This is a genomic window from Desulfovibrio faecalis, assembly GCF_053570625.1.
In genome coordinates, this window is record NZ_JBRBQR010000001.1 from 2,975,812 (window position 1) to 2,995,195 (window position 19,384).

General features: G+C 51.6%; 14 protein-coding genes and 3 pseudogenes. 3 read left to right on the forward strand and 14 right to left on the reverse strand.

What is annotated here, in order from left to right:
• Positions 1-79 precede the first annotated feature (79 nt).
• From ACUZ79_RS13195 to ACUZ79_RS13205, 3 genes are read right to left on the reverse strand one after another with little or no spacing between them, the layout of a single operon-like run.
• On the reverse strand, positions 80-2,650 hold the full coding sequence (locus ACUZ79_RS13195) for a response regulator (protein WP_449251865.1): 2,571 nt from the start codon (positions 2,648-2,650) through the stop codon (positions 80-82).
• A 60-nt stretch (positions 2,651-2,710) separates the two neighbouring features.
• Entirely contained in the window at positions 2,711-3,946 is a 1,236-nt protein-coding gene (locus ACUZ79_RS13200) for an ISL3 family transposase (protein WP_096152604.1), read from the reverse strand.
• Positions 3,947-3,979: 33 nt separating this feature from the next.
• Complete coding sequence (locus ACUZ79_RS13205; protein ID WP_449251866.1) at positions 3,980-5,455, reverse strand: transporter substrate-binding domain-containing protein; 1,476 nt, start codon at positions 5,453-5,455, stop codon at positions 3,980-3,982.
• Positions 5,456-5,746: 291 nt separating this feature from the next.
• On the opposite strand from ACUZ79_RS13205, the gene rfaD reads away from it, so the two are divergent.
• Entirely contained in the window at positions 5,747-6,730 is a 984-nt protein-coding gene (gene rfaD / locus ACUZ79_RS13210) for an ADP-glyceromanno-heptose 6-epimerase (RefSeq protein ID WP_449251867.1), read from the forward strand.
• 72 nt (positions 6,731-6,802) lie between these two features.
• Here rfaD and rfbC read toward each other — a convergent pair whose 3' ends face one another.
• The 8 genes and pseudogenes from rfbC to ACUZ79_RS13250 all read right to left on the reverse strand — a co-directional run bounded on the left by rfbC (position 6,803) and on the right by ACUZ79_RS13250 (position 14,851).
• Positions 6,803-7,348: a dTDP-4-dehydrorhamnose 3,5-epimerase gene (rfbC, locus tag ACUZ79_RS13215; RefSeq protein ID WP_233483177.1), complete on the reverse strand. Its 546-nt coding sequence runs from the start codon at positions 7,346-7,348 to the stop codon at positions 6,803-6,805.
• Entirely contained in the window at positions 7,339-8,232 is an 894-nt protein-coding gene (rfbA, locus tag ACUZ79_RS13220; protein WP_449251868.1) for a glucose-1-phosphate thymidylyltransferase RfbA, read from the reverse strand. The genes rfbC and rfbA overlap by 10 nt, the downstream gene beginning before the upstream one ends.
• Positions 8,233-8,246: 14 nt before the next feature.
• Positions 8,247-9,325: pseudogene (rfbB, locus tag ACUZ79_RS13225) on the reverse strand (dTDP-glucose 4,6-dehydratase).
• Between the two features lie 13 nt (positions 9,326-9,338).
• Entirely contained in the window at positions 9,339-10,649 is a 1,311-nt protein-coding gene (locus ACUZ79_RS13230; RefSeq protein WP_449251869.1) for a nucleotide sugar dehydrogenase, read from the reverse strand.
• 420 nt (positions 10,650-11,069) lie between these two features.
• Entirely contained in the window at positions 11,070-11,912 is an 843-nt protein-coding gene (locus ACUZ79_RS13235) for a glycosyltransferase family 2 protein (protein ID WP_449251870.1), read from the reverse strand.
• Between the two features lie 95 nt (positions 11,913-12,007).
• On the reverse strand, positions 12,008-12,991 hold the full coding sequence (locus ACUZ79_RS13240) for a glycosyltransferase family 10 domain-containing protein (RefSeq protein WP_449251871.1): 984 nt from the start codon (positions 12,989-12,991) through the stop codon (positions 12,008-12,010).
• Positions 12,984-13,916: a glycosyltransferase family 2 protein gene (locus ACUZ79_RS13245; protein WP_449251872.1), complete on the reverse strand. Its 933-nt coding sequence runs from the start codon at positions 13,914-13,916 to the stop codon at positions 12,984-12,986. The genes ACUZ79_RS13240 and ACUZ79_RS13245 overlap by 8 nt, the downstream gene beginning before the upstream one ends.
• Positions 13,913-14,851, reverse strand: coding sequence for a glycosyltransferase family 2 protein (locus tag ACUZ79_RS13250; protein WP_449251873.1), 939 nt, complete (start codon positions 14,849-14,851; stop codon positions 13,913-13,915). The genes ACUZ79_RS13245 and ACUZ79_RS13250 overlap by 4 nt, the downstream gene beginning before the upstream one ends.
• Positions 14,852-14,929: 78 nt before the next feature.
• On the opposite strand from ACUZ79_RS13250, the pseudogene ACUZ79_RS13255 reads away from it, so the two are divergent.
• A pseudogene (locus tag ACUZ79_RS13255) lies at positions 14,930-15,517 on the forward strand (IS1595 family transposase); the annotation flags it as partial.
• Positions 15,518-15,565: 48 nt separating this feature from the next.
• On the opposite strand, the gene ACUZ79_RS13260 reads toward ACUZ79_RS13255, so the two are convergent.
• Positions 15,566-16,801 carry an ISL3 family transposase gene (locus ACUZ79_RS13260; RefSeq protein ID WP_096152604.1) on the reverse strand — a complete coding sequence of 412 codons (1,236 nt, stop codon included), beginning with the start codon at positions 16,799-16,801 and terminating at the stop codon, positions 15,566-15,568.
• Between the two features lie 59 nt (positions 16,802-16,860).
• Between ACUZ79_RS13260 and ACUZ79_RS13265 the strand changes: the two are divergent.
• A pseudogene (locus tag ACUZ79_RS13265) lies at positions 16,861-16,953 on the forward strand (IS1595 family transposase); the annotation flags it as partial.
• A 557-nt stretch (positions 16,954-17,510) separates the two neighbouring features.
• Here ACUZ79_RS13265 and ACUZ79_RS13270 read toward each other — a convergent pair.
• Positions 17,511-18,476, reverse strand: coding sequence for a glycosyltransferase family 2 protein (locus ACUZ79_RS13270; RefSeq protein WP_449251874.1), 966 nt, complete (start codon positions 18,474-18,476; stop codon positions 17,511-17,513).
• Positions 18,477-18,479: 3 nt separating this feature from the next.
• Positions 18,480-19,379 carry an alpha-1,2-fucosyltransferase gene (locus ACUZ79_RS13275; protein WP_449251875.1) on the reverse strand — a complete coding sequence of 300 codons (900 nt, stop codon included), beginning with the start codon at positions 19,377-19,379 and terminating at the stop codon, positions 18,480-18,482.
• Positions 19,380-19,384: the final 5 nt, after the last annotated feature.

The following is a 19,384-nucleotide window of genomic DNA, read 5'->3' on the forward strand; positions in this document are numbered from 1 at the left end:
ACGAGATCAAACTTTTTTGTGATGCGGTCGGCTTGCCGACCGCATCAGCTTTTTACAGAATATTTTCAGTTTGTCTGATTTATTCAGGCTGACCGGATTGGCCTGAATTACCAGCCTGGGCAATCTGATCTGCTCCCCATTCCAGCCACTGCACTGCCACTTCAATCAGGCGGTAGGGATCAATGGGTTTTGCAAGGTGGTCGTTCATACCCGCTGCAAGGCTTTTTTCCCGATCGCCCACCATGCTGTCGGCTGTGAGAGCAATGATCGGCGTATGGGCATAGCGCGCCTGGGCGCGTAGCAGTTTTGCAGCTTCGATGCCGTCCATCAGCGGCATATGGATATCCATAAACACCATTGCGTAGTCAGTGCCTTCCGCCTTTTGCAGCGCTTCAAGACCGGAAATGGCAATGTCCACAACAAAGCCTGATGATTCCAGCAATTCTCTGGCCACCAGCTGATTAACCTCGTTATCTTCGGCAAGCAGCACCCTGCGGCCTCTGTATTTGGCAGGGATGCGCAATTCCTGGGGCAAGCCGGATGCATCTTCATCAGCTACCCGCTGCCCAAAAACATCCAGAATGGCGTGTTGCAAGAGTGAAGGGCTGACAGGCTTGATGAGAAAATGGCTGATGCCCTCGGCCTGAGCCTCTTCCATGATTTCTTCCCGCCCATAGGCCGTAACCATGATGACGGTAGGAATGTAGGGCAGCTCACGGCAGCCGCGCAGCAGCCGCACCACCTGAATGCCGTTATTGCCGGGCATCTTCCAGTCCATCAGCACCAGATCATAGGGGTCGCCGCTTTCGGCGGCGCGCACCAGTTCTTCCAGCGCGGCATCGCCGCAGTCAGCCGTGCCCGACCGCAGCCCCATATCTTCCAGCTCTTGCCGGAGAATTTCGCGGCTTGAGAAGGAATCGTCCACAACAAGCACCCTGCGCTCGGAAAGGTTTTTCATGGCCGGGACTGGCTTTCGCTGGGGATTTTCCTGCAAGTCCAGATTGACGGTAAAGTAAAACGTGCTGCCCTTGCCCAGTTCGCTATCTGCGCCTATTTCGCCCCCCATCATCTCCACAATCCGCTTGCTGATGGAAAGGCCAAGGCCGGTGCCGCCAAAACGCCGTGTTGTGGATGAATCCCCCTGGGTAAACTCCTGGAACAGCTTGTCCAGCTGCTCTTGCCCCATGCCAATGCCTGTGTCTGTGACGGTAAAACGCAACTGCGCCTTCTGGTCTTTCTGCTCCTCAAGCGCAACGCGCACCACAACCTCGCCCGAAGGGGTAAATTTGATGGCATTGCCCACAAGATTGACCAGTACCTGCCCCAGCCGCAAAGGATCGCCCTTGAAAAACAAGGGGACCTCCCGATCGATGCGCAACAAGAGCTCAATATTTTTCCCGCCGGATTTGGTTGTATCCAGACTTGAGAGACCAAGAAGGACTTCTTCCAGGTTAAAGTCCAGATATTCCATGTCCATGCGACCAGCTTCAATCTTGGAAAAATCAAGGATGTCGTCAATGATCCGCAAAAGGGATTTTGCGGAGCTGTCTATATTTTTCAAATAATTACGCTGCGTTGCATTAAGAGAAGTACGCAGGGTCAAATGAGTAAGTCCCACAACGGCATTCATGGGGGTACGGATTTCATGGCTCATATTGGCAAGAAATTCGCTCTTGGCCCTGCTGGCCTGTTCCGCCGCCTGCTGGCTTTCCACAAGGTCGGTAATATCCCGGCAATCTTCGATAATGCCGAGAAGCTCGCCATCAGGCGAAAGAAATGGCGTGGCAACCAGATCGCAAAATACCCATGTCCCGTCTTTTTTTTGCCGCTGCTGACGGATGGCAGCCCGAGGCTCACCGTTAAGAATGCGCTTGCCCACACAATCAGAGCCGCAATCTGATCCACTGGGGTATTCGCCGCACCAGCGGCCCACCATTTCTTCACGTGAATAGCCAAAGCAGTTTACGTAGGTATCGTTGACTTCCTTGACTATCAGGCTGCGGTCAATAACCCGCATGGCGCTGCCAGCGGCATTGAATATCTGCGACATTTCCATTTGGGCGCGGCGCAGCGCCTGTTCTGCGGCCCGGCGTTCTGTCACGTCTGTCCCCATGTAGACCATGCCGTAAACTGTGCCGTCCGGCTCAAACAGCGGAACGCGCACAACATCCAGGACATGTTCCTCTCCCACTGCATCATACCGGACTTCTTCAGTTTTATGTACTTTTCCGGTTTCTATGACCAGTTTGTCCAAGCGCATTCCCTGTTCTGCAAGTTCAGGGGAAAGCAGATCGGCTATGTTCTTTCCCACAACGTAGGATTCGGCATAGCCGGTAAATGTTTCAAAATACTTGTTCGCCATGATGTAGCGGGCTTGCGAATCCTTAAGCATCATGAGACTTGGCAGATTATCCACAATGCTGCGCAATTGCTGCTTGCGCTGCCACAGGGCTGAAGCACTGGCTCTGGCCGCTTCCAGAGCTTTTTGCCTTTCTGCCGATTCCTGCGCGAGCTTGCGGTTCCAGATCAAAATGACCGCAAGCAGGCTGCCCAGAAACACTGTCACCACCCCGCCGATCTGCAAGACGAGCATCCAGTTCATGGCGCGCTCAATACGCAGATTGGCCCAGCGCTTTATGATCGCGGCCATCTGCTCATGGGGGATATTATCCAGTGTTGGTTCTTCCGGGTTTTCCGTGGGTAACCCCTGTCAGGAACTGGCCGGGTAGAGGTTTAGACCGCCACAGAAGAAGTAGATGGCTGTCTTGAAATGCTCCCGGTTCCTATAACCGCAAGCCTTCCTCTTGATGGCCATGATCTTGCTGTTGAGGCCCTCGGCCACGCCGTTGGTGATCCTGTGGCGGCAGAAGGTCAGGATGTTCTCAAGATGTCTCTGAATCAGTCCGCCCACTTTGCGCATTGGGGCAAGATCTGACCTGTTCACCCAGACCAGCCATCGCTTCACAAAACGTCTGGCCCATCCCGTGCTCAGGTACTTCCAGACGTCGTTCAGGCTTTCCTTCATGGCCCAGGCCTTGGCCACCTTGAGGTTCGCTGTCTTCAAGGCCTCCAGGGCTGGCCGGTGTTTGTCCGGCAGATTCTCCTCCCGGTATAGCCAGAGGAATTTCGTGCCCTTGAGTCGATGGTCATCCTGACTTGTGAGTTCGCGGTGCTCTTGCTTGCGTACCCGGTCCACAGCCTCGCCTACGTGTTTCATGACGTGGAACCGATCGTGAACGATTTTCCCCGCCGCGTCCGGCACATGTTTGAGCGTAGCTTTAAAATAGGGCTCCCACATGTCCATGGCCACGGCCTTGATCCGCTCCAACTGCGCCTTGGTGAACTGAAGGTAGTACCCCTCAAGGCTTTCGGCCTTACGCTCGTCGGCCACATACTCCACCGTGCTGCCGATCAGATCACAAACCACGGTCACATAGTCGTGCCCCTTGCGGAATGCCTTCTCGTCAACGCCAAGATACCGCGAGGGATTCGATTGCTTGCGCTCCCGGCCCCGGCGCACCGCCCTTTCCATGACACCCCATGCTTCGTCCCAGGTGATGCGCAGGATGCGCCGCGCTCCTGTTACGGTGGCGCACTCGGTCAGCACGTCGATGATCAATCGCTCCATCAATATGGTGAAACGTGCCTTGGACTCGGCCCAAGGCACGTTGACCTGAAGGACGCCATGCTCGGGGCAGTCCACTCGGGGAATCCGAGCATGCAGGAACGTCTTGAACTGGCACGTGTCCAGATGGCGCCAGACACGAGGCTCGGCATGGTCGCGGCAAGCCAGCTCTCGACCACAAGTAGGGCAAAACCAGCGAACACCAGGACCATGCTCCACGCGGATGTCTACCCGACCTTCCGCCGTGTCCAGTTCAACAGCCTCAACAAACCAGGGCTCGGTCAGCCCGAGAATCCGAAAATATAGGTCCGTATCCTTCATTGGTGCCCTCCGGGAAGGACATTAGCAGATCAGCTACCCACGGAAAACCCGGAAGAGCCCCAGTGTTTTATTCATGATTTCGACAAGCTGGGGCCAGTCTGAGCGTACGGCTACCCGGGCGGAATACTGCAACTGGGGCAGCAGGCCCACGCGCAGATCGCGCAGGTTTTTGTTCACCACCGCGTATTCCACAGAAAGTGCAATGCCCACCATAGCGTCGAACTGCCCACCCTGCACCGCAGAAAGCCCCGCAGTCAGGCTGGAGACCTCCACGATTTTTGATCGCGGCAACTGGGCGCGCAAATACCCTGCAAGACCTGCGTGATCATGCACTGCCACACTTTTGCCGGCAAGGTCGCCAGGGCTCGTGACCAAACGCTCGGAGTCAAGCGTTGCAACCGCCAGCGGCAGCTGCAAAAAAGGATTGGTAAACAACCAGGGGCCACCCTCTGGCGGCGTCCCTTCCAGAAAAGGCTCCACGTCCGCCCGGCGGGGGCCTGTGGTTTCTTTCAGCACATTGGAAGAAACAGGCTGTATGGCAACATTAAGGTATCGCCCCACAACCTGCATGAGGTTCATACCAATGCCGTTGTATGTGCCCTCGCTGTCCATAAATTCAATGGGATGCCAATCATCCTCCAGGGCAACACGCAGGGTCTGATGGCTTGCCAGCCATTCCCTCTCCGCTGGGGTGAGCAGCAGGGAGCGAGGCATGTCGCCCCAAACGCGGTGCGCCGGATTACGGACCCACCTTTCTTCAAGCGCCACCATTTCAGCGCGGGATATGCGCGAAAGCCCTTCATCCATCAACCGGGCAAGGTCATCCCTGTTACGCAGCACTGCCGGATGAAGGTTGCGAGAAAAAAGGGGGAATGCCTGAGGCATAAAAAAGCTGTTGAGGCCCAACCGGTCAATGGTGCCATAAGCCGAAGGAAAGTTGCTCGAAATGCCATCTGCCAGCCCATTGGCCACCGACATGAACATTTCTGCCCCGTTGCGCACCACCACCAATTGAACCTTGGGGAAGTGCTCCCGCATGTAATCTTCCTGCAACGAGCCTTCAAGCACAACAATGGTCGCATCCCCCAACTGGCTTGGGTCAGTAATTTTTTGCCCGGCAGATGTTGAGAGCAAAAGCCCCCCCATGCCGGGAGAAATGGCCGGGCCAAATTTTGCCCAGCGGGCCCTGTCGGGAGTGATGTACATGCTGAAGTGGATGTCGGCCCGCCCAGAATGGAGGGCATCAAGCGAATCCTGCCAGTCGCCCATGATGAATTTCACAGGTCTGCCTACTTTTTCGCCCCACAGACGCCACAGATCAATCATCAGGCCAACAGGTTCTCCTGTTTTTGAAACAAAAGACAGCGGTTCGTTATCCTTCATGCAGGCAATGGTAATGGGGTCAGCGCTGGCTGCCGTGGAAGAATCCGTCGCGCACAGCGCAAGATTCGCACAGGCGAGAAGCAGCAGAAGCAGGCAGCAGCAAGCGGTGTGGAAAAATTTGACCATGTCTACCTCGCTGGTTCTCTTGCAGGAGTTATACTTAATTTCTTATAGCAGTAACAGCCGCATTGCAATATTCTCCCCTTGCCATTGCCATCGCCAAATTTTTTTTTGCAAAAAGGGTGGCAGGAGCAAAAATACGCGCAACCACATATGAATATCTGCTCGGATCAGGCCCCGGAGCACGCTTTGACGCGTCTGGCCCGACAGGGATATGATCGGTGCGCGCGATAGCGCAGACGCGGGTTCTACGCCTTGCTCCGCAAGGAGCCCACATGCTGGATCAATGAGGTTTGTATGTATATTATCACTGGTGGCGCAGGTTTTATCGGCAGCGCCATGCTCTGGCGGCTGAACCAGGCAGGCATAACTGACATACTGGTGGTGGATAACCTCGGTTCAACGGAAAAGTGGAAAAATCTCGTCAACCGGCGATATGCCCGCTATGTACACAGGTCTGAATTTCTGGAAATGCTGCGCGACAACACGCTGGGCGGCAAGGTAGAGGCAATCGTGCACATGGGGGCCTGTTCTTCCACCACAGAAAAAGACGCAGACTTTCTGATGGCCAACAACACGGCCTATACTGTGGAACTGTGCAGATTTGCCCTGGAACACGGAGCGCGCTTTATCAATGCCGGGTCAGCCGCTTCCTACGGGGATGGCTCACAGGGTTTCTCTGACAGGCCAGAAACGACCAGACGCCTCAAGCCCCTGAACATGTATGGCTACTCCAAACACCTTTTTGATTTGTGGCTGCTGGATAACAAACTTACAGAGAGCGTGGTCAGCCTCAAGTTTTTCAACGTCTACGGCCCCAATGAATACCACAAGGGCGACATGCGCAGCGTCGCCTGCAAGGCCTTTCATGAAATCAGCACTACGGGGCGTTTGCGGCTCTTCAGATCAAACACGCCGGATTTTGCCGACGGCGGCCAGATGCGCGATTTTGTCTACGTGAAGGATTGCGTGGAGCTGATGTTCTGGCTGCTTGAAAACCCGACAGCCAACGGCATCCTCAATGCGGGCACGGGCAAGGCTCGAAGCTGGAACGATCTGGCTTGTGCCATATTTGCCGCATTGGGCAAAGAACCTCAGATTGAGTATATGGACATGCCGGAAGCCTTGCGCGGAAAATATCAAAACTTCACCCAGGCGGATATGAGCTGGATGCAGGAAAAAAACTGCCCGATGAGCTTTGCGTCGCTGGAACAGGGCATTGCGGATTATGTGGGCAACTATATGGCCCAGAGCGATCCCTATCTTGAAATGCCCGCGTGATTAAATGCAGCGGCCGCACGCTCAAGCGGGTAAAAGCCTGATGGGGGTATGCCGCTGCCAGCCTTTAGAGGCTCAACGGCCTGCGGCCTGCATGGCCTCAGCCCACAACGGAGCTGTTTGATCCTTGGCGGAAAGCAGAGGTTCGTCCACGGGCCAGACAACGCCCAAGGTCGGGTCGTTCCAGCGGATGGCCGCTTCGTCCTCTGGACAGTAGTAATCTGTGCACTTGTAGTGGAAGTGGGCGATTTCGCTCGTTACCACAAATCCGTGCGCAAGGCCGGGCTGTACCCACATCTGCCACTGGTTCTGCTGCGAAAGCTCTACGCCGAACCACTTGCCAAACGTGGGTGAATCTCGCCGAATATCCACAGCCACATCAAATACGCTGCCCAGCGAAGCATAAACCAGTTTGCCCTGAGGGCGTGTTTTCTGATAATGCAGGCCGCGCAGAGTGCCACGGGCGGACATGGAATGGTTATCCTGCACAAAGGGCATATCAATGCCTGCCGCCTCGTAGCGCTGCTGCTGCCAGGTTTCCACAAAATAGCCGCGCTGGTCACCCCACACCTTGGGTTTGATCAAGAGCACCCCGGCAATCGGCGTCTGAACTACTTCCACAGCCCAATCCCCGCATCCACAAGTTCAAGAAGATATTTCCCGTAACCGGTCTTGGCCATGGGCTTTGCCAGTGCGCGCACGGCGTCCGCATCAATATAGCCGTTGCGCCAGGCTATTTCCTCCAGACAGGCCACCTTGAGCCCCTGGCGTTTTTCTACCGCCTGCACAAAGGCCCCTGCATCCATGAGGGAATCATGCGTGCCGGTATCAAGCCAGGCAATGCCCCGCCCCATAAGCTCCACATGCAGATCGCCCTGTTGCAGGTAGGCGTTGTTCACATCTGTGATTTCCAGTTCGCCCCGGGCCGAGGGACGCACAGCGCGGGCGATATCCAGCACCTTCTGGTCATAAAAATACAGGCCTGTCACCGCAAAGTTGGACTTTGGAAGGACGGGTTTTTCTTCAATGCTGACTACCTGCCGCGCATTGTCAAATTCCACCACTCCGTAACGCTCAGGATCGCGCACATGGTAGCCAAAAATAGTCGCTCCGGATTCGCGGGCCATGGCAGCGTGTGTAAGTGCTGGCAATCCATGACCGAAGAAAACATTATCACCCAAAATCAGGCAGGTATTATGCCCCGCAATATGATCTTCCGCCAACAAAAAGGCCTGGGCCAACCCCTCAGGGCGGGGTTGCACAACGTAGCTGAACTTGCAGCCCAGTTGCGAGCCGTCGTGCAGCAAAGCCTTGTAAAGGGGCAGGTGCTCAGGGGTGGAAATAAAGCAGATATCCCGAATGTCCGCCATCATCAGAATAGACAACGGGTAGTAAATCATGGGTTTGTCATAGATGGGCATGAGCTGCTTGCTCACGCTCAGAGTCAATGGGTGCAGGCGCGAGCCAGAGCCTCCCGCAAGAACAATGCCTTTCCAGCCGTTCATGCCGCCCCCTTCTTTCAGTTGGCCCCACCGCAAGTGCGATGGGCGTAGTTGGCCGCGATCCATTCCCTATAAGCGCCGCTGCGGACATTTTCAACCCACGCAATATTTTCAAGATACCAGCGAACGGTTTCACGCAGTCCGGAATCAAACTTGTGGGTCGGCTTCCAGCCAAGTTCCGCTTCTATTCGGCTGCAGTCTATGGCGTACCGAAAATCATGCCCAGGTCTGTCGGCCACATATTCGATTTGATCGGCATAAGGCCCGCGAGCCAAAGGAACCAATTGGTCAAGGATGGCGCACACGGTCTGCACAACCTCAAGGTTGGTCTTTTCCGCATGCCCGCCGATGTTGTAACACCGCCCACCCTGCCCGCTTCAAGCACTCGGGCTATGGCAGCGCAATGGTCCTCTACATGCAGCCAGTCGCGAATATTGGCCCCCTTGCCGTAGACAGGCAAAGGTTTGCCATCAAGGGCATTGCAAATCATCAGGGGAATGAGTTTTTCAGGGAACTGGCGCGGCCCGTAATTGTTGGAACAATTGGTGAGCAGCACCGGGAGACCGTAGGTTTCGTGAAAGGCGCGCGCCATGTGGTCGCTGGCGGCCTTGGAAGCAGAATATGGGCTGTTTGGATTGTAGGGGGTCGCCTCTGTAAAAGACGGATCGCCCGGTTGCAACGCACCATAGACTTCATCGGTGGACACGTGCAGAAAACGAAAGGCTGAAGCGCGCTCCGCAGGCAGCGCGCGCCACCATTGGGCAGCCATTCTCAGCAGCGTGGCCGTACCCAGCACATTGGTGTGCACAAAAGCATCGGGGTCGATAATGGAACGGTCAACGTGGCTTTCCGCAGCAAAATTCACGATGGCATCGGGCTGGAAGGTTTCCAGCAGCCAGGCAACCAGCTCGGCATTGCCAATGTCGCCGCGCACAAAGACGTAATCAGAATCGTCTTTCAGCGCGGCAAGATTGGCAGGATTCCCCGCATAGGTCAGCTTGTCGAGGTTGATGACGCGCACACCCTGCCGCCGGGCCTGAAGAACGTAGCAGGACCCGATAAAGCCCGAACCACCAGTAACCAGCTGACAGGGCATGCGCTCGCTCAAATTACAGCCTCCAGAGATCAAACCCGGCAACAAGCATTTCCTGCTTGTTCCAGAAACCCTTGATATCCATAAGAGTGACTGCATCGCTGGCAAACATGGCGCGTATGGCCGCATGATCAAGCTGGCGGAAACTCTCGTGTGATACGGCCAGGATAAGAACATCCAGATTTTTGAGATCGCTCAGGGGCAACAGTGTTTGCCCGTATTCGTGATGGGCTTCCGCAGCATCAGCTTCGGGATCATGCACCAGAGCCGTGATGCCGTATTCCTTCAGCTCTGCGATGATATCCACCACGCGGGTATTGCGTATGTCAGGCACATTTTCCTTGAACGTAAAGCCCAGCAGGCCCACGCGCGCGCCCTTGACGTGCTTGTCCGCATTGATGAGGCGCTTGACGCAAATTTCTGCCACATACTTGCCCATGCCATCGTTGATGCGGCGGCCCGCAAGGATAACCTCGGGGTGGCAGCCGATTTCTTCGGCCTTGTAGGTCAGGTAATAGGGATCCACGCCAATGCAGTGCCCACCCACAAGACCTGGACGGAACGGCAGGAAGTTCCACTTGCTGCCTGCGGCTTCAAGCACTTCCAGCGTATCAATGCCCATGCGGTTGAAAATAAGGGCCAGTTCGTTCATCAGGGCGATGTTGATATCACGCTGCGTGTTTTCAATAACCTTGGCGGCCTCGGCCACCTTGATGCACGAGGCCCTGTGGATGCCCGCCGTCACCACCGCACCATAGACCTTAACCAGCAGGTCTGCGGTAGGAGCGTCTGAGCCGGAAACAACCTTGCGGATGGTTTCAAGCCGGTGAACCTTGTCGCCGGGATTTATGCGCTCGGGCGAATACCCCACGGTAAAATCCGCAGGAAAGCGCATGCCGGATTCTTTTTCCAGCAGGGGGATGCATTCGTCCTCGGTAACGCCAGGGTACACCGTAGACTCATAGCACACCACGCAGCCCTTGGGCATATGGTGGCCAACGGTGCGGCTTGCACCCACCACAGGCGTAAGATCGGGCTGGCGGTGGCTGTCTACCGGGGTAGGCACTGCCACAATGATCACGCCAGCCTTGGCAAGCTCGGCTGCATCGCTGGTAAAACGGGCCGTGCTGGCGGCAAGGGAAGCATCGTCAACCTCATTGGTGGCATCTTGCCCCTTGTTGAGTGCATCTACCCGCGCCACGTTGATATCAAAGCCAATGACATCAAAGTGATGGGAAAGGGCAACAGCCAGAGGCAAGCCAACATACCCCAGACCAACCACTGCCACGGAAGATTTCTTTGCCAACAGGTCTTCAAATGAAACCATCTGATTGTCCTCAATACTACTGGATTCCTTCTAACGGAACCACAGACGCAATCTTGTGTGAAGTAAAAAAGTCCGCATCGCAGAGTTGCCCAACATGCCGTATGAGCGGTAACACTGCAACACTTTTGAACACTCTATAACCACCTGTTTTTCACAAAAAAATAAGAATGCTTTCCTTTCAGATCATCCCGTTTAGACGGCCCTGGTCATGTGGGCCTCTACAGCAGCGAGTAATATTCGGGCTGACCACTGGATGGCAGCCTGCATACACTCAACGGCTCTGTATATTGTGCAGCCAAACATGGGCAATGCAGCAAAGAAAATTACACTAATGGCCGCGCATTGAAAAGAGAGAAATGAACAGCCTCCAGCACCACAAACAAACGCTACACAGACGGGTTAGGAGCGATTCCTCACCAGCTAATGCCAGTTGCGCAGACGCTCAACGAACATGCGGAACCGATAGGCACCCTGCGCTTTTCCATACCGCAGGGCGTCCAAGGGGGCCACGCAGAGGGGGTACAACACATTGAAGAGCACAAACAGCCATGAAAACTTGTGCTTTTTCAGCAAATACATGCGCCCGGCTGCATAGCTTGCCACCTTTTGCGGCGAGGGCTGAATTTCTTTCGGCGAAGGATGAAACACTCGAATTTTCGCATACCGGCGCACCTCTGTGCGGGCGTAAGCGTACAAAAGGTAGTCTGTATCTTCGCCGCAACCGTAGGGCAAGCCAGTTCCCGGCCCAAGCAGAGGATCAAATCGGATACCAATCACGGCATCTCTGCGGTAGAATTGTACGCATGTTCCCGCAAGCTGGAACAGCCCTGCCCGGCTGACGACTCCCTCGGTCACTCCTGAGGCATAAACTCCGGGTGATGAGGTCCACACTCCCAGCAATGCTCCGCAAGAAGGATAGGCCGCAAACGTTTCACACACGCGCTCCAGGGTGTCCGGCGCATACCAGCAATCATCATCAGGAAAAACAATGATGTCTGCACTGGCTAGCTCCAGCAAGACATTGCGGGCCACAGAAACACCCTGCGGGGGCAGCATCGTGCGAATAATGGGCAAGCCGGGATGGTGGGCAAGCATATCGTCCAAGTAGCCAGAAGGATTTTGGTCAGCCAAAAGTATACGGAAATTCTTGTATGTCTGTACTTCGAGCGATGTGAGCAGACGGTCAAGTTCGTTGCTCCGGCCAACTGTCGCCACAAGCAAATCAATTGCCGGAGCCATAGACAGATCTTGAGATAAAAGCACTATGTTCTCCGTAATGCAACATAGCTACAGTAATCCAAACTACATGCAGCAAGAAAGATCATACCACGATGTTATTTTATAGTTTTGCACAAGTATCATTTCATTTTTTTCAATGCTCTCTGCAAATAATTTTTACCACGAATTACTGACATAACCCCGGACTGAAGAATACTTGTTACCCTCAAGCCAGTATAATAATCACGTGAATATCCATCGCGTGTCACCCTCTTACTCTTTTCAGGCCCCTGAGCGACGATGCTTACCAAAAAATTTTCCAGCGCAGGATCATCATCCAGCATCGGCGGTGTGGCGTTTACAAAATATGGCTCAGAAAGGATCTTAAGAAATTGCTGCGGATCATTGTCAAGTTCTCGAACCCGCTCCACAACATCGTCCAACATGGCGTATTCGTGAACATTAATAAAACGCTTAGTATTAAATTCCAATCCAACTAAAGGGTTACCCCAGTAAATCGGCACGGTGTGCGCACGAAGAGCATCATAGAGCTTTTCAGTTGAATAACCACGTTTCAATGAATTTTCAAAAGCGATGGAAAACTTGTAAGTGCGTTGCCAAGCCAACTTATCATCGATACGATATCCAATATTATTACGAACACTCCCACCAGAATCAACTCTTTTATATTCTGAAAGCTGGTCAAAAAAACGTTCTCTCAAAGGATGCGCACACCTATTGTTTGAATATAAAAAGTTACAAAAATTTTTTTTCGATGCAGCCTCTTCTGAAAAAAAATTAGCATCGTGGCATACACCATCATCTTTATTCATATATAATCTGTAAAGTGGCAGTCTAAAATATCTATCTTCAAAATTCATCCAATCGAATCCCAATGCATAATCAAAAATATTAAAATCTGGGGTAGCATTTTCCCCCATAAAAACAATTTTAGTACACGACAGGCTTAACGATTTTTTACCAAAAATTGAACAAAAAAGAAAGTCTGGAGTATCGTTGTTGATTACGACTACATATTTTTTTCTTAAAATATTGAGAAAAAAATTATCGGTGACGTCAAAGCCATGCCAAAAATCACAAAAACCAACAGAAATTTTATCCATTTGCAACTCCGCTCACGGGGGAGAAAGATTTTCCGCAAAGCAAGCGCCGAGCGATAAAAAACAATTTACGAAGTGGTTTTAGATAGTTGTCACAATACAGTGGGTCCAATATCAACGCCCTGCCATAGGCTCGCAAGGCTTCTCCCATACGTCCAGGAATTCTGGACAAAAGCACTGCCCGGTGAAACTGCAAGGCTGAAGAAACCCGTCTCACAAGGCGCGGTGAAACGTCACCACTGTCAAGATGAGCCCGGATCATAGACTCTTCATCATCTAAAAATTTGCCATAATCACGTATCGCACTACCAGATCTTTGCCTGTAAAAATGTACAACATGGGGCACATGAATAGCTGCCCGAGATCGCAGCACCCTTAAAAGCCAATCTCTGTCTTCACAAATTTTTAGGGACGTATTAAAATATATATTTTTAACAGCTTCCGCACGCACACAAAGCGCCCCAAATTGCATAAAACAGTCGACCAGCATATCTTCCCAAACGTTTCCAGTATGCCACAACCTAGTGCCAGGCAATGGCAATCTAGCATTGCTTTCATCGTCAAAACGCTCAAAGTCAGCCCAGCAAAGATCGTAGCATGGATTTGCATCCAACGCCGAACACATATGCTCCAAAGCTTGAGGATGCCACACATCATCTGCATCCAAGAAAGCAATGTATTGCCCCTGCGCAACCTCCAGGCCTTTATTTCTGGCTACAGCCACCCCGCCATTCCCTTGTGAAATCAGACGGATTCGAGCATCAGCAACAGAAGAAACAATCAATGGAGTTGTATCAGAAGAACCATCATTAATGACGATGCATTCCCAATCACAAAATGTCTGCATCAATACACTGTCAAGCGCCTGCCTTATCCAGCGCTCAACATTATAGGCGGGCATAATGATAGACACGAGAGGAGCATTCATGGATGCCACTCCTTGTGCATTTGCAGCCAAAGCCATCCGCAAAAAAGACCAGTTACAAAATAAACTTCACCAATAGTATCAATAGCGGCATTTTGCCATCTATATTTTCCCTGCAGTAACTTTTTTATACTGCGACACGCTGAACACAAAAATCTATATGGGAATTTTATACAAACAATTGCCAGTTGCTGCCATCCTCGCAGTTCACTAAAAATTTGCGTAGATTTGCCCGCAAGAAAACGTATTTGCCATTGCTTCACAATTGTGTACTTGGAAGGCACAGCACAATGTGCCACAGATGCCGATGGCAGCAAATACAAGCGCCCCCCGGCTTTGCGGATGCGCATCTGCAGTTCCGTGTCTTCGCCAAAAGGCACAACCCGACCACGAACGCCAAAATCCGGATTAAACTCACCAACTTCGAGAATTTTTTCCATCCTCAAAGCCATATTCCCGCCATAGGCATATTCGTCTTTGAGCAACAAGCCAGCAGCCCGATAAGGGTCAGCTGGAAATGATTCGTATTCATCCAAAAACCAGACAGGAAGCGGGTGAAGCTTCCAGGGTTTTATGCCACCTGCAATAACATCATAATCATTTCTATCAATGGCGTTCAACAACTCTTCAACATATATATAATCCGGCAAAGCATCATCATCTAAAAAAGCAATCCAAGGTGTTTTACAATTGCACAAAGCAGCATTTCTAGCATTGCTAGAGCCAGCTTTTTCTTCAAAAATGTACTCAAAATGAGGAAACATTATTGCAAAATATTCCGATTTGCACCGCGTGTCATCTGTAGATGCGTTATCCACAACCATTAACCTAAAACAGTCAGCAGTTGCAGATTGCCGAAAAAGAGATTCCACCACCCGCATCAACATCCCTGAACGATTATATGTAGGAATTGCGATGGTTAACTTAGGTTCAGACATATTATTCTCGTCTTCGTTATAAAGCTTAATGCTATGCACGAAATATAAATTTTAGGGTCTTGCCTAGCTGAGCTATTCATGATTGGCTTCAAAGCTAGGTGCACCAATGAAAAACAGTATGCAATTCGTTTAAAAATTTCAGAAACTAAAATCCGGCAAATAGTGAGACTGTTTGCCGTTGACCTGGATGCCTTGCAGATTGCGCAAATCGCAGATGTTAACCGAAATACCGTAACAGGTATTTGGCTGCATTTCGCGTACGCATTGCCCATTTCTGCGAGGCAGAATCTCCTGTAAAGGGAGAAGTTGAGGTTGACGAGCTACTTCGGCGCTCGCCGAGCTAGGGACCGTCGAGGTCGTGGAGCCAGAGGAAACACTATTGTTTTTGGCCTTTTCAAACGAAATGACGGAGTCTCACAGAAGTTGTTCCCGATTGCTCAAAGGCCACGCTCCAGGGCATAATTCGTGGTCGGGGAGAACTCGGAAGTATTATCCACTCTGACGGCTGGCGCGACTATGATGCTCTGGTCGACTTGGGGTATTAAGCACTTCAGAGTGCAACATGGCAACAATAAATTGCCAGTAAGCACTATAATTAATGACATTGAAAGCTTCTGGGCCTTCGCCAAAACGCGCCTTGTGCGCTTTAGTGGGTTGGCAAAACATTTTACTTTCATTTAAAGGTTCTTCCGGGTTTTCCGTGGGTAACCCCTGTCAGGAACTGGCCGGGTAGAGGTTTAGACCGCCACAGAAGAAGTAGATGGCTGTCTTGAAATGCTCCCGGTTCCTATAACCGCAAGCCTTCCTCTTGATGGCCATGATCTTGCTGTTGAGGCCCTCGGCCACGCCGTTGGTGATCCTGTGGCGGCAGAAGGTCAGGATGTTCTCAAGATGTCTCTGAATCAGTCCGCCCACTTTGCGCATTGGGGCAAGATCTGACCTGTTCACCCAGACCAGCCATCGCTTCACAAAACGTCTGGCCCATCCCGTGCTCAGGTACTTCCAGACGTCGTTCAGGCTTTCCTTCATGGCCCAGGCCTTGGCCACCTTGAGGTTCGCTGTCTTCAAGGCCTCCAGGGCTGGCCGGTGTTTGTCCGGCAGATTCTCCTCCCGGTATAGCCAGAGGAATTTCGTGCCCTTGAGTCGATGGTCATCCTGACTTGTGAGTTCGCGGTGCTCTTGCTTGCGTACCCGGTCCACAGCCTCGCCTACGTGTTTCATGACGTGGAACCGATCGTGAACGATTTTCCCCGCCGCGTCCGGCACATGTTTGAGCGTAGCTTTAAAATAGGGCTCCCACATGTCCATGGCCACGGCCTTGATCCGCTCCAACTGCGCCTTGGTGAACTGAAGGTAGTACCCCTCAAGGCTTTCGGCCTTACGCTCGTCGGCCACATACTCCACCGTGCTGCCGATCAGATCACAAACCACGGTCACATAGTCGTGCCCCTTGCGGAATGCCTTCTCGTCAACGCCAAGATACCGCGAGGGATTCGATTGCTTGCGCTCCCGGCCCCGGCGCACCGCCCTTTCCATGACACCCCATGCTTCGTCCCAGGTGATGCGCAGGATGCGCCGCGCTCCTGTTACGGTGGCGCACTCGGTCAGCACGTCGATGATCAATCGCTCCATCAATATGGTGAAACGTGCCTTGGACTCGGCCCAAGGCACGTTGACCTGAAGGACGCCATGCTCGGGGCAGTCCACTCGGGGAATCCGAGCATGCAGGAACGTCTTGAACTGGCACGTGTCCAGATGGCGCCAGACACGAGGCTCGGCATGGTCGCGGCAAGCCAGCTCTCGACCACAAGTAGGGCAAAACCAGCGAACACCAGGACCATGCTCCACGCGGATGTCTACCCGACCTTCCGCCGTGTCCAGTTCAACAGCCTCAACAAACCAGGGCTCGGTCAGCCCGAGAATCCGAAAATATAGGTCCGTATCCTTCATTGGTGCCCTCCGGGAAGGACATTAGCAGATCAGCTACCCACGGAAAACCCGGAAGAGCCCATTTAAAAGAATGCGAATTCCGGTTTAATCACAGAAATGAGGACCTTGAAAAACACGTCCTCAGAATGTTCAGAAAAAAACCTCTCAGCTAGGCATGACCCCAATTTTATTAATATATGAGTAAGAATCAAGTATGGCCCCAACTTCCGGCGCAAGAGTTGCTTGCGTAACAATTTTTGGATCATGCAGAAATTAGTTCAAAAAGGGCAAAAAATGATCCCGACACCGACCCGATCATAGAATATATTACTTATCTTAAATTTTCCTGCGATAATACGCTAGTCTGTTGAAAAATTAGAGGAGCAATCTCCAAGTGTAAACTTTTCAGGCACGATTGCCAGACTGGCCATGATGCTTGACCTCCACTAATCGGAGCCACCTCCAATCTTGAACTCAAGATTGAATCGATTTCCTGCAAACAATGAACTTCTAATAAATTGACATGGGAAAGACACAGAGATATTCCTTGCTGTCAACACAACAGGAAACAAACTCTCACCTCCCCGCTGTGTTTATACAAGCAGTTCGAACTAGGCTCAGATACCGCCCATACCGACAAAATCAACTATACTACTGCACTAGTGATAGCGGAGCTTTCCAGTTGCAACGACAAGGTGTGTGCCGAACTGCTGCAAATCAATGCCTTAGCCTATAGGCAAGAGCGCTGCAACCAACCCGGCATATATTTTTGCCAGCACGCATGACATCTGCACCGTAGCAAACGACGCACTACCCCACGTTGTAGGTTGCGCAGAAGTTCACTTAGCACAGCGAGGGCATAAACTTCTTTTTGTGCATTTGCCGCTAGCAGCTTTTTCACCCATTGCGTGACCAACCATACATCACCTAGACAAGTTGGTTCTCGTGCCCCGGAAAGCATACTATGAGCGAGGCGCTCGCGCTCATCTGGTTCAAGGCCAAGCCTTTGTATTTGGCGTAGCCGCACAACATCTGCACGGCGGACCTGAGCATCTTTATAAGCAGATCGGTCTTTTTGGGGATACCATCTGTAATGTAACAATACTTCGGGAATATTGGCAAAAACGACATTGAGCCGTGAAAATCTTTCCCATAGATCATAGTCTTCTGCAGGGGGCATATCCAATGCATAACAGCCTAAATTCACTAAAAGATCTCGACGTATCATGGCAGTAGGGTGCGCAATGGGCGAGTTAAACAGCATGTGCGCCCTTATTCCTTCGTCAGTGCTGGGCCATTTCCATATATCTCCCGCCTCGTAAGTTTCAAGCCATGTTCCACATATGCCCACTTCAGGTTTTGCCTGCATAAACGTAAATTGCTTTTCTAGGCGCTCGGGGGCCGACCAATCATCAGCATCCATACGAGCGACAAGTGGCGACCGAGCCTCAGCAATCCCAGAATTAAGGCTAACCGCAATTTTTTTATTCATTTCATTAGTTATAATACGAATACGCGAATCTTTTTCCGCATATTGTCGAAGGATGCAGGGAGTTCTATCTGTAGAAGCATCATCAATGATGATAAATTCAAAAGTAGAAAAAGTCTGCGCAAGAATTGAGTCAATGGCTTCCGCAAGGTGTTCTTCCCCATTATAAACGGGCATAATAACAGATATGTCAGGAGATCTTTTCATAGTCTACATACGGAGCCAGCTTGAGGGACAAGGGTCTAAATGTGACATTGAGGAGTCAACAAACCACTGCTTCGGGGCAATCTTTATACCAGTATTGATAGTCAGCCATGCACCCCACCAAGAAAAAGATGAGTTGGCAATAATGTGATGCCGACAAAGTGACATAAGATGCATATCATGATGAGCTTCATTTTCACTGTGCAGATCTACCACAGTAAATGGCAATCCATGTGGATCAAAGTTCTCACGCACCCAAGCCGGATCATCGCTAAAAATATAGATATGGGAATCTGGCGCATGGACCTTAATATGGTTGATAGCAGCTGCATAATATTTATCAGAACACAATCCATGTACGGCATTGGTGTGTGCATTATTGGCATAATCCCCACGCCGCACGTGCACGGAAACTGAGTTCGGACGAGCAATGATGTCATTTGCTAAACACTGGCCCGCGCTCTGAAGCGGTGAAAAAGTAAAAAAATGCCGAACCAAAGTGGCCACATCGAGAAAGAAAGCTTCGTTTTGCCAGTAGCCGGTTAACTCTAGTGGCGCCGTTAATTTGCGAAAAATTTCTAAATTGGGAATTTCTCGCTCCGTTACTCTGGGGGATTCATCTCTCTTAGCGAAAAAATTTTTCTTTATTCGTTCAAGCAAAGAACGTGGTGCAGAATTTAGCCGCAAATCTATTGCACCTTGTGCAATTTGCTCTTTTATAAAAGGAAAAAGTTCTAGCGCAAAGGTTCGCGGTGTCTCATTTTCACCTTTTTTTTTCGAAAACCATGAGATGTCTAGCACAAGCCGTGCGTTAAGACGAAATGCAAGGGCGAAACCAGCCGCGTATTGAAACATCTGGTTGCCAAGACCACCACAAATTGAAATGCAAATCATATCGTTACTCAAGTTAT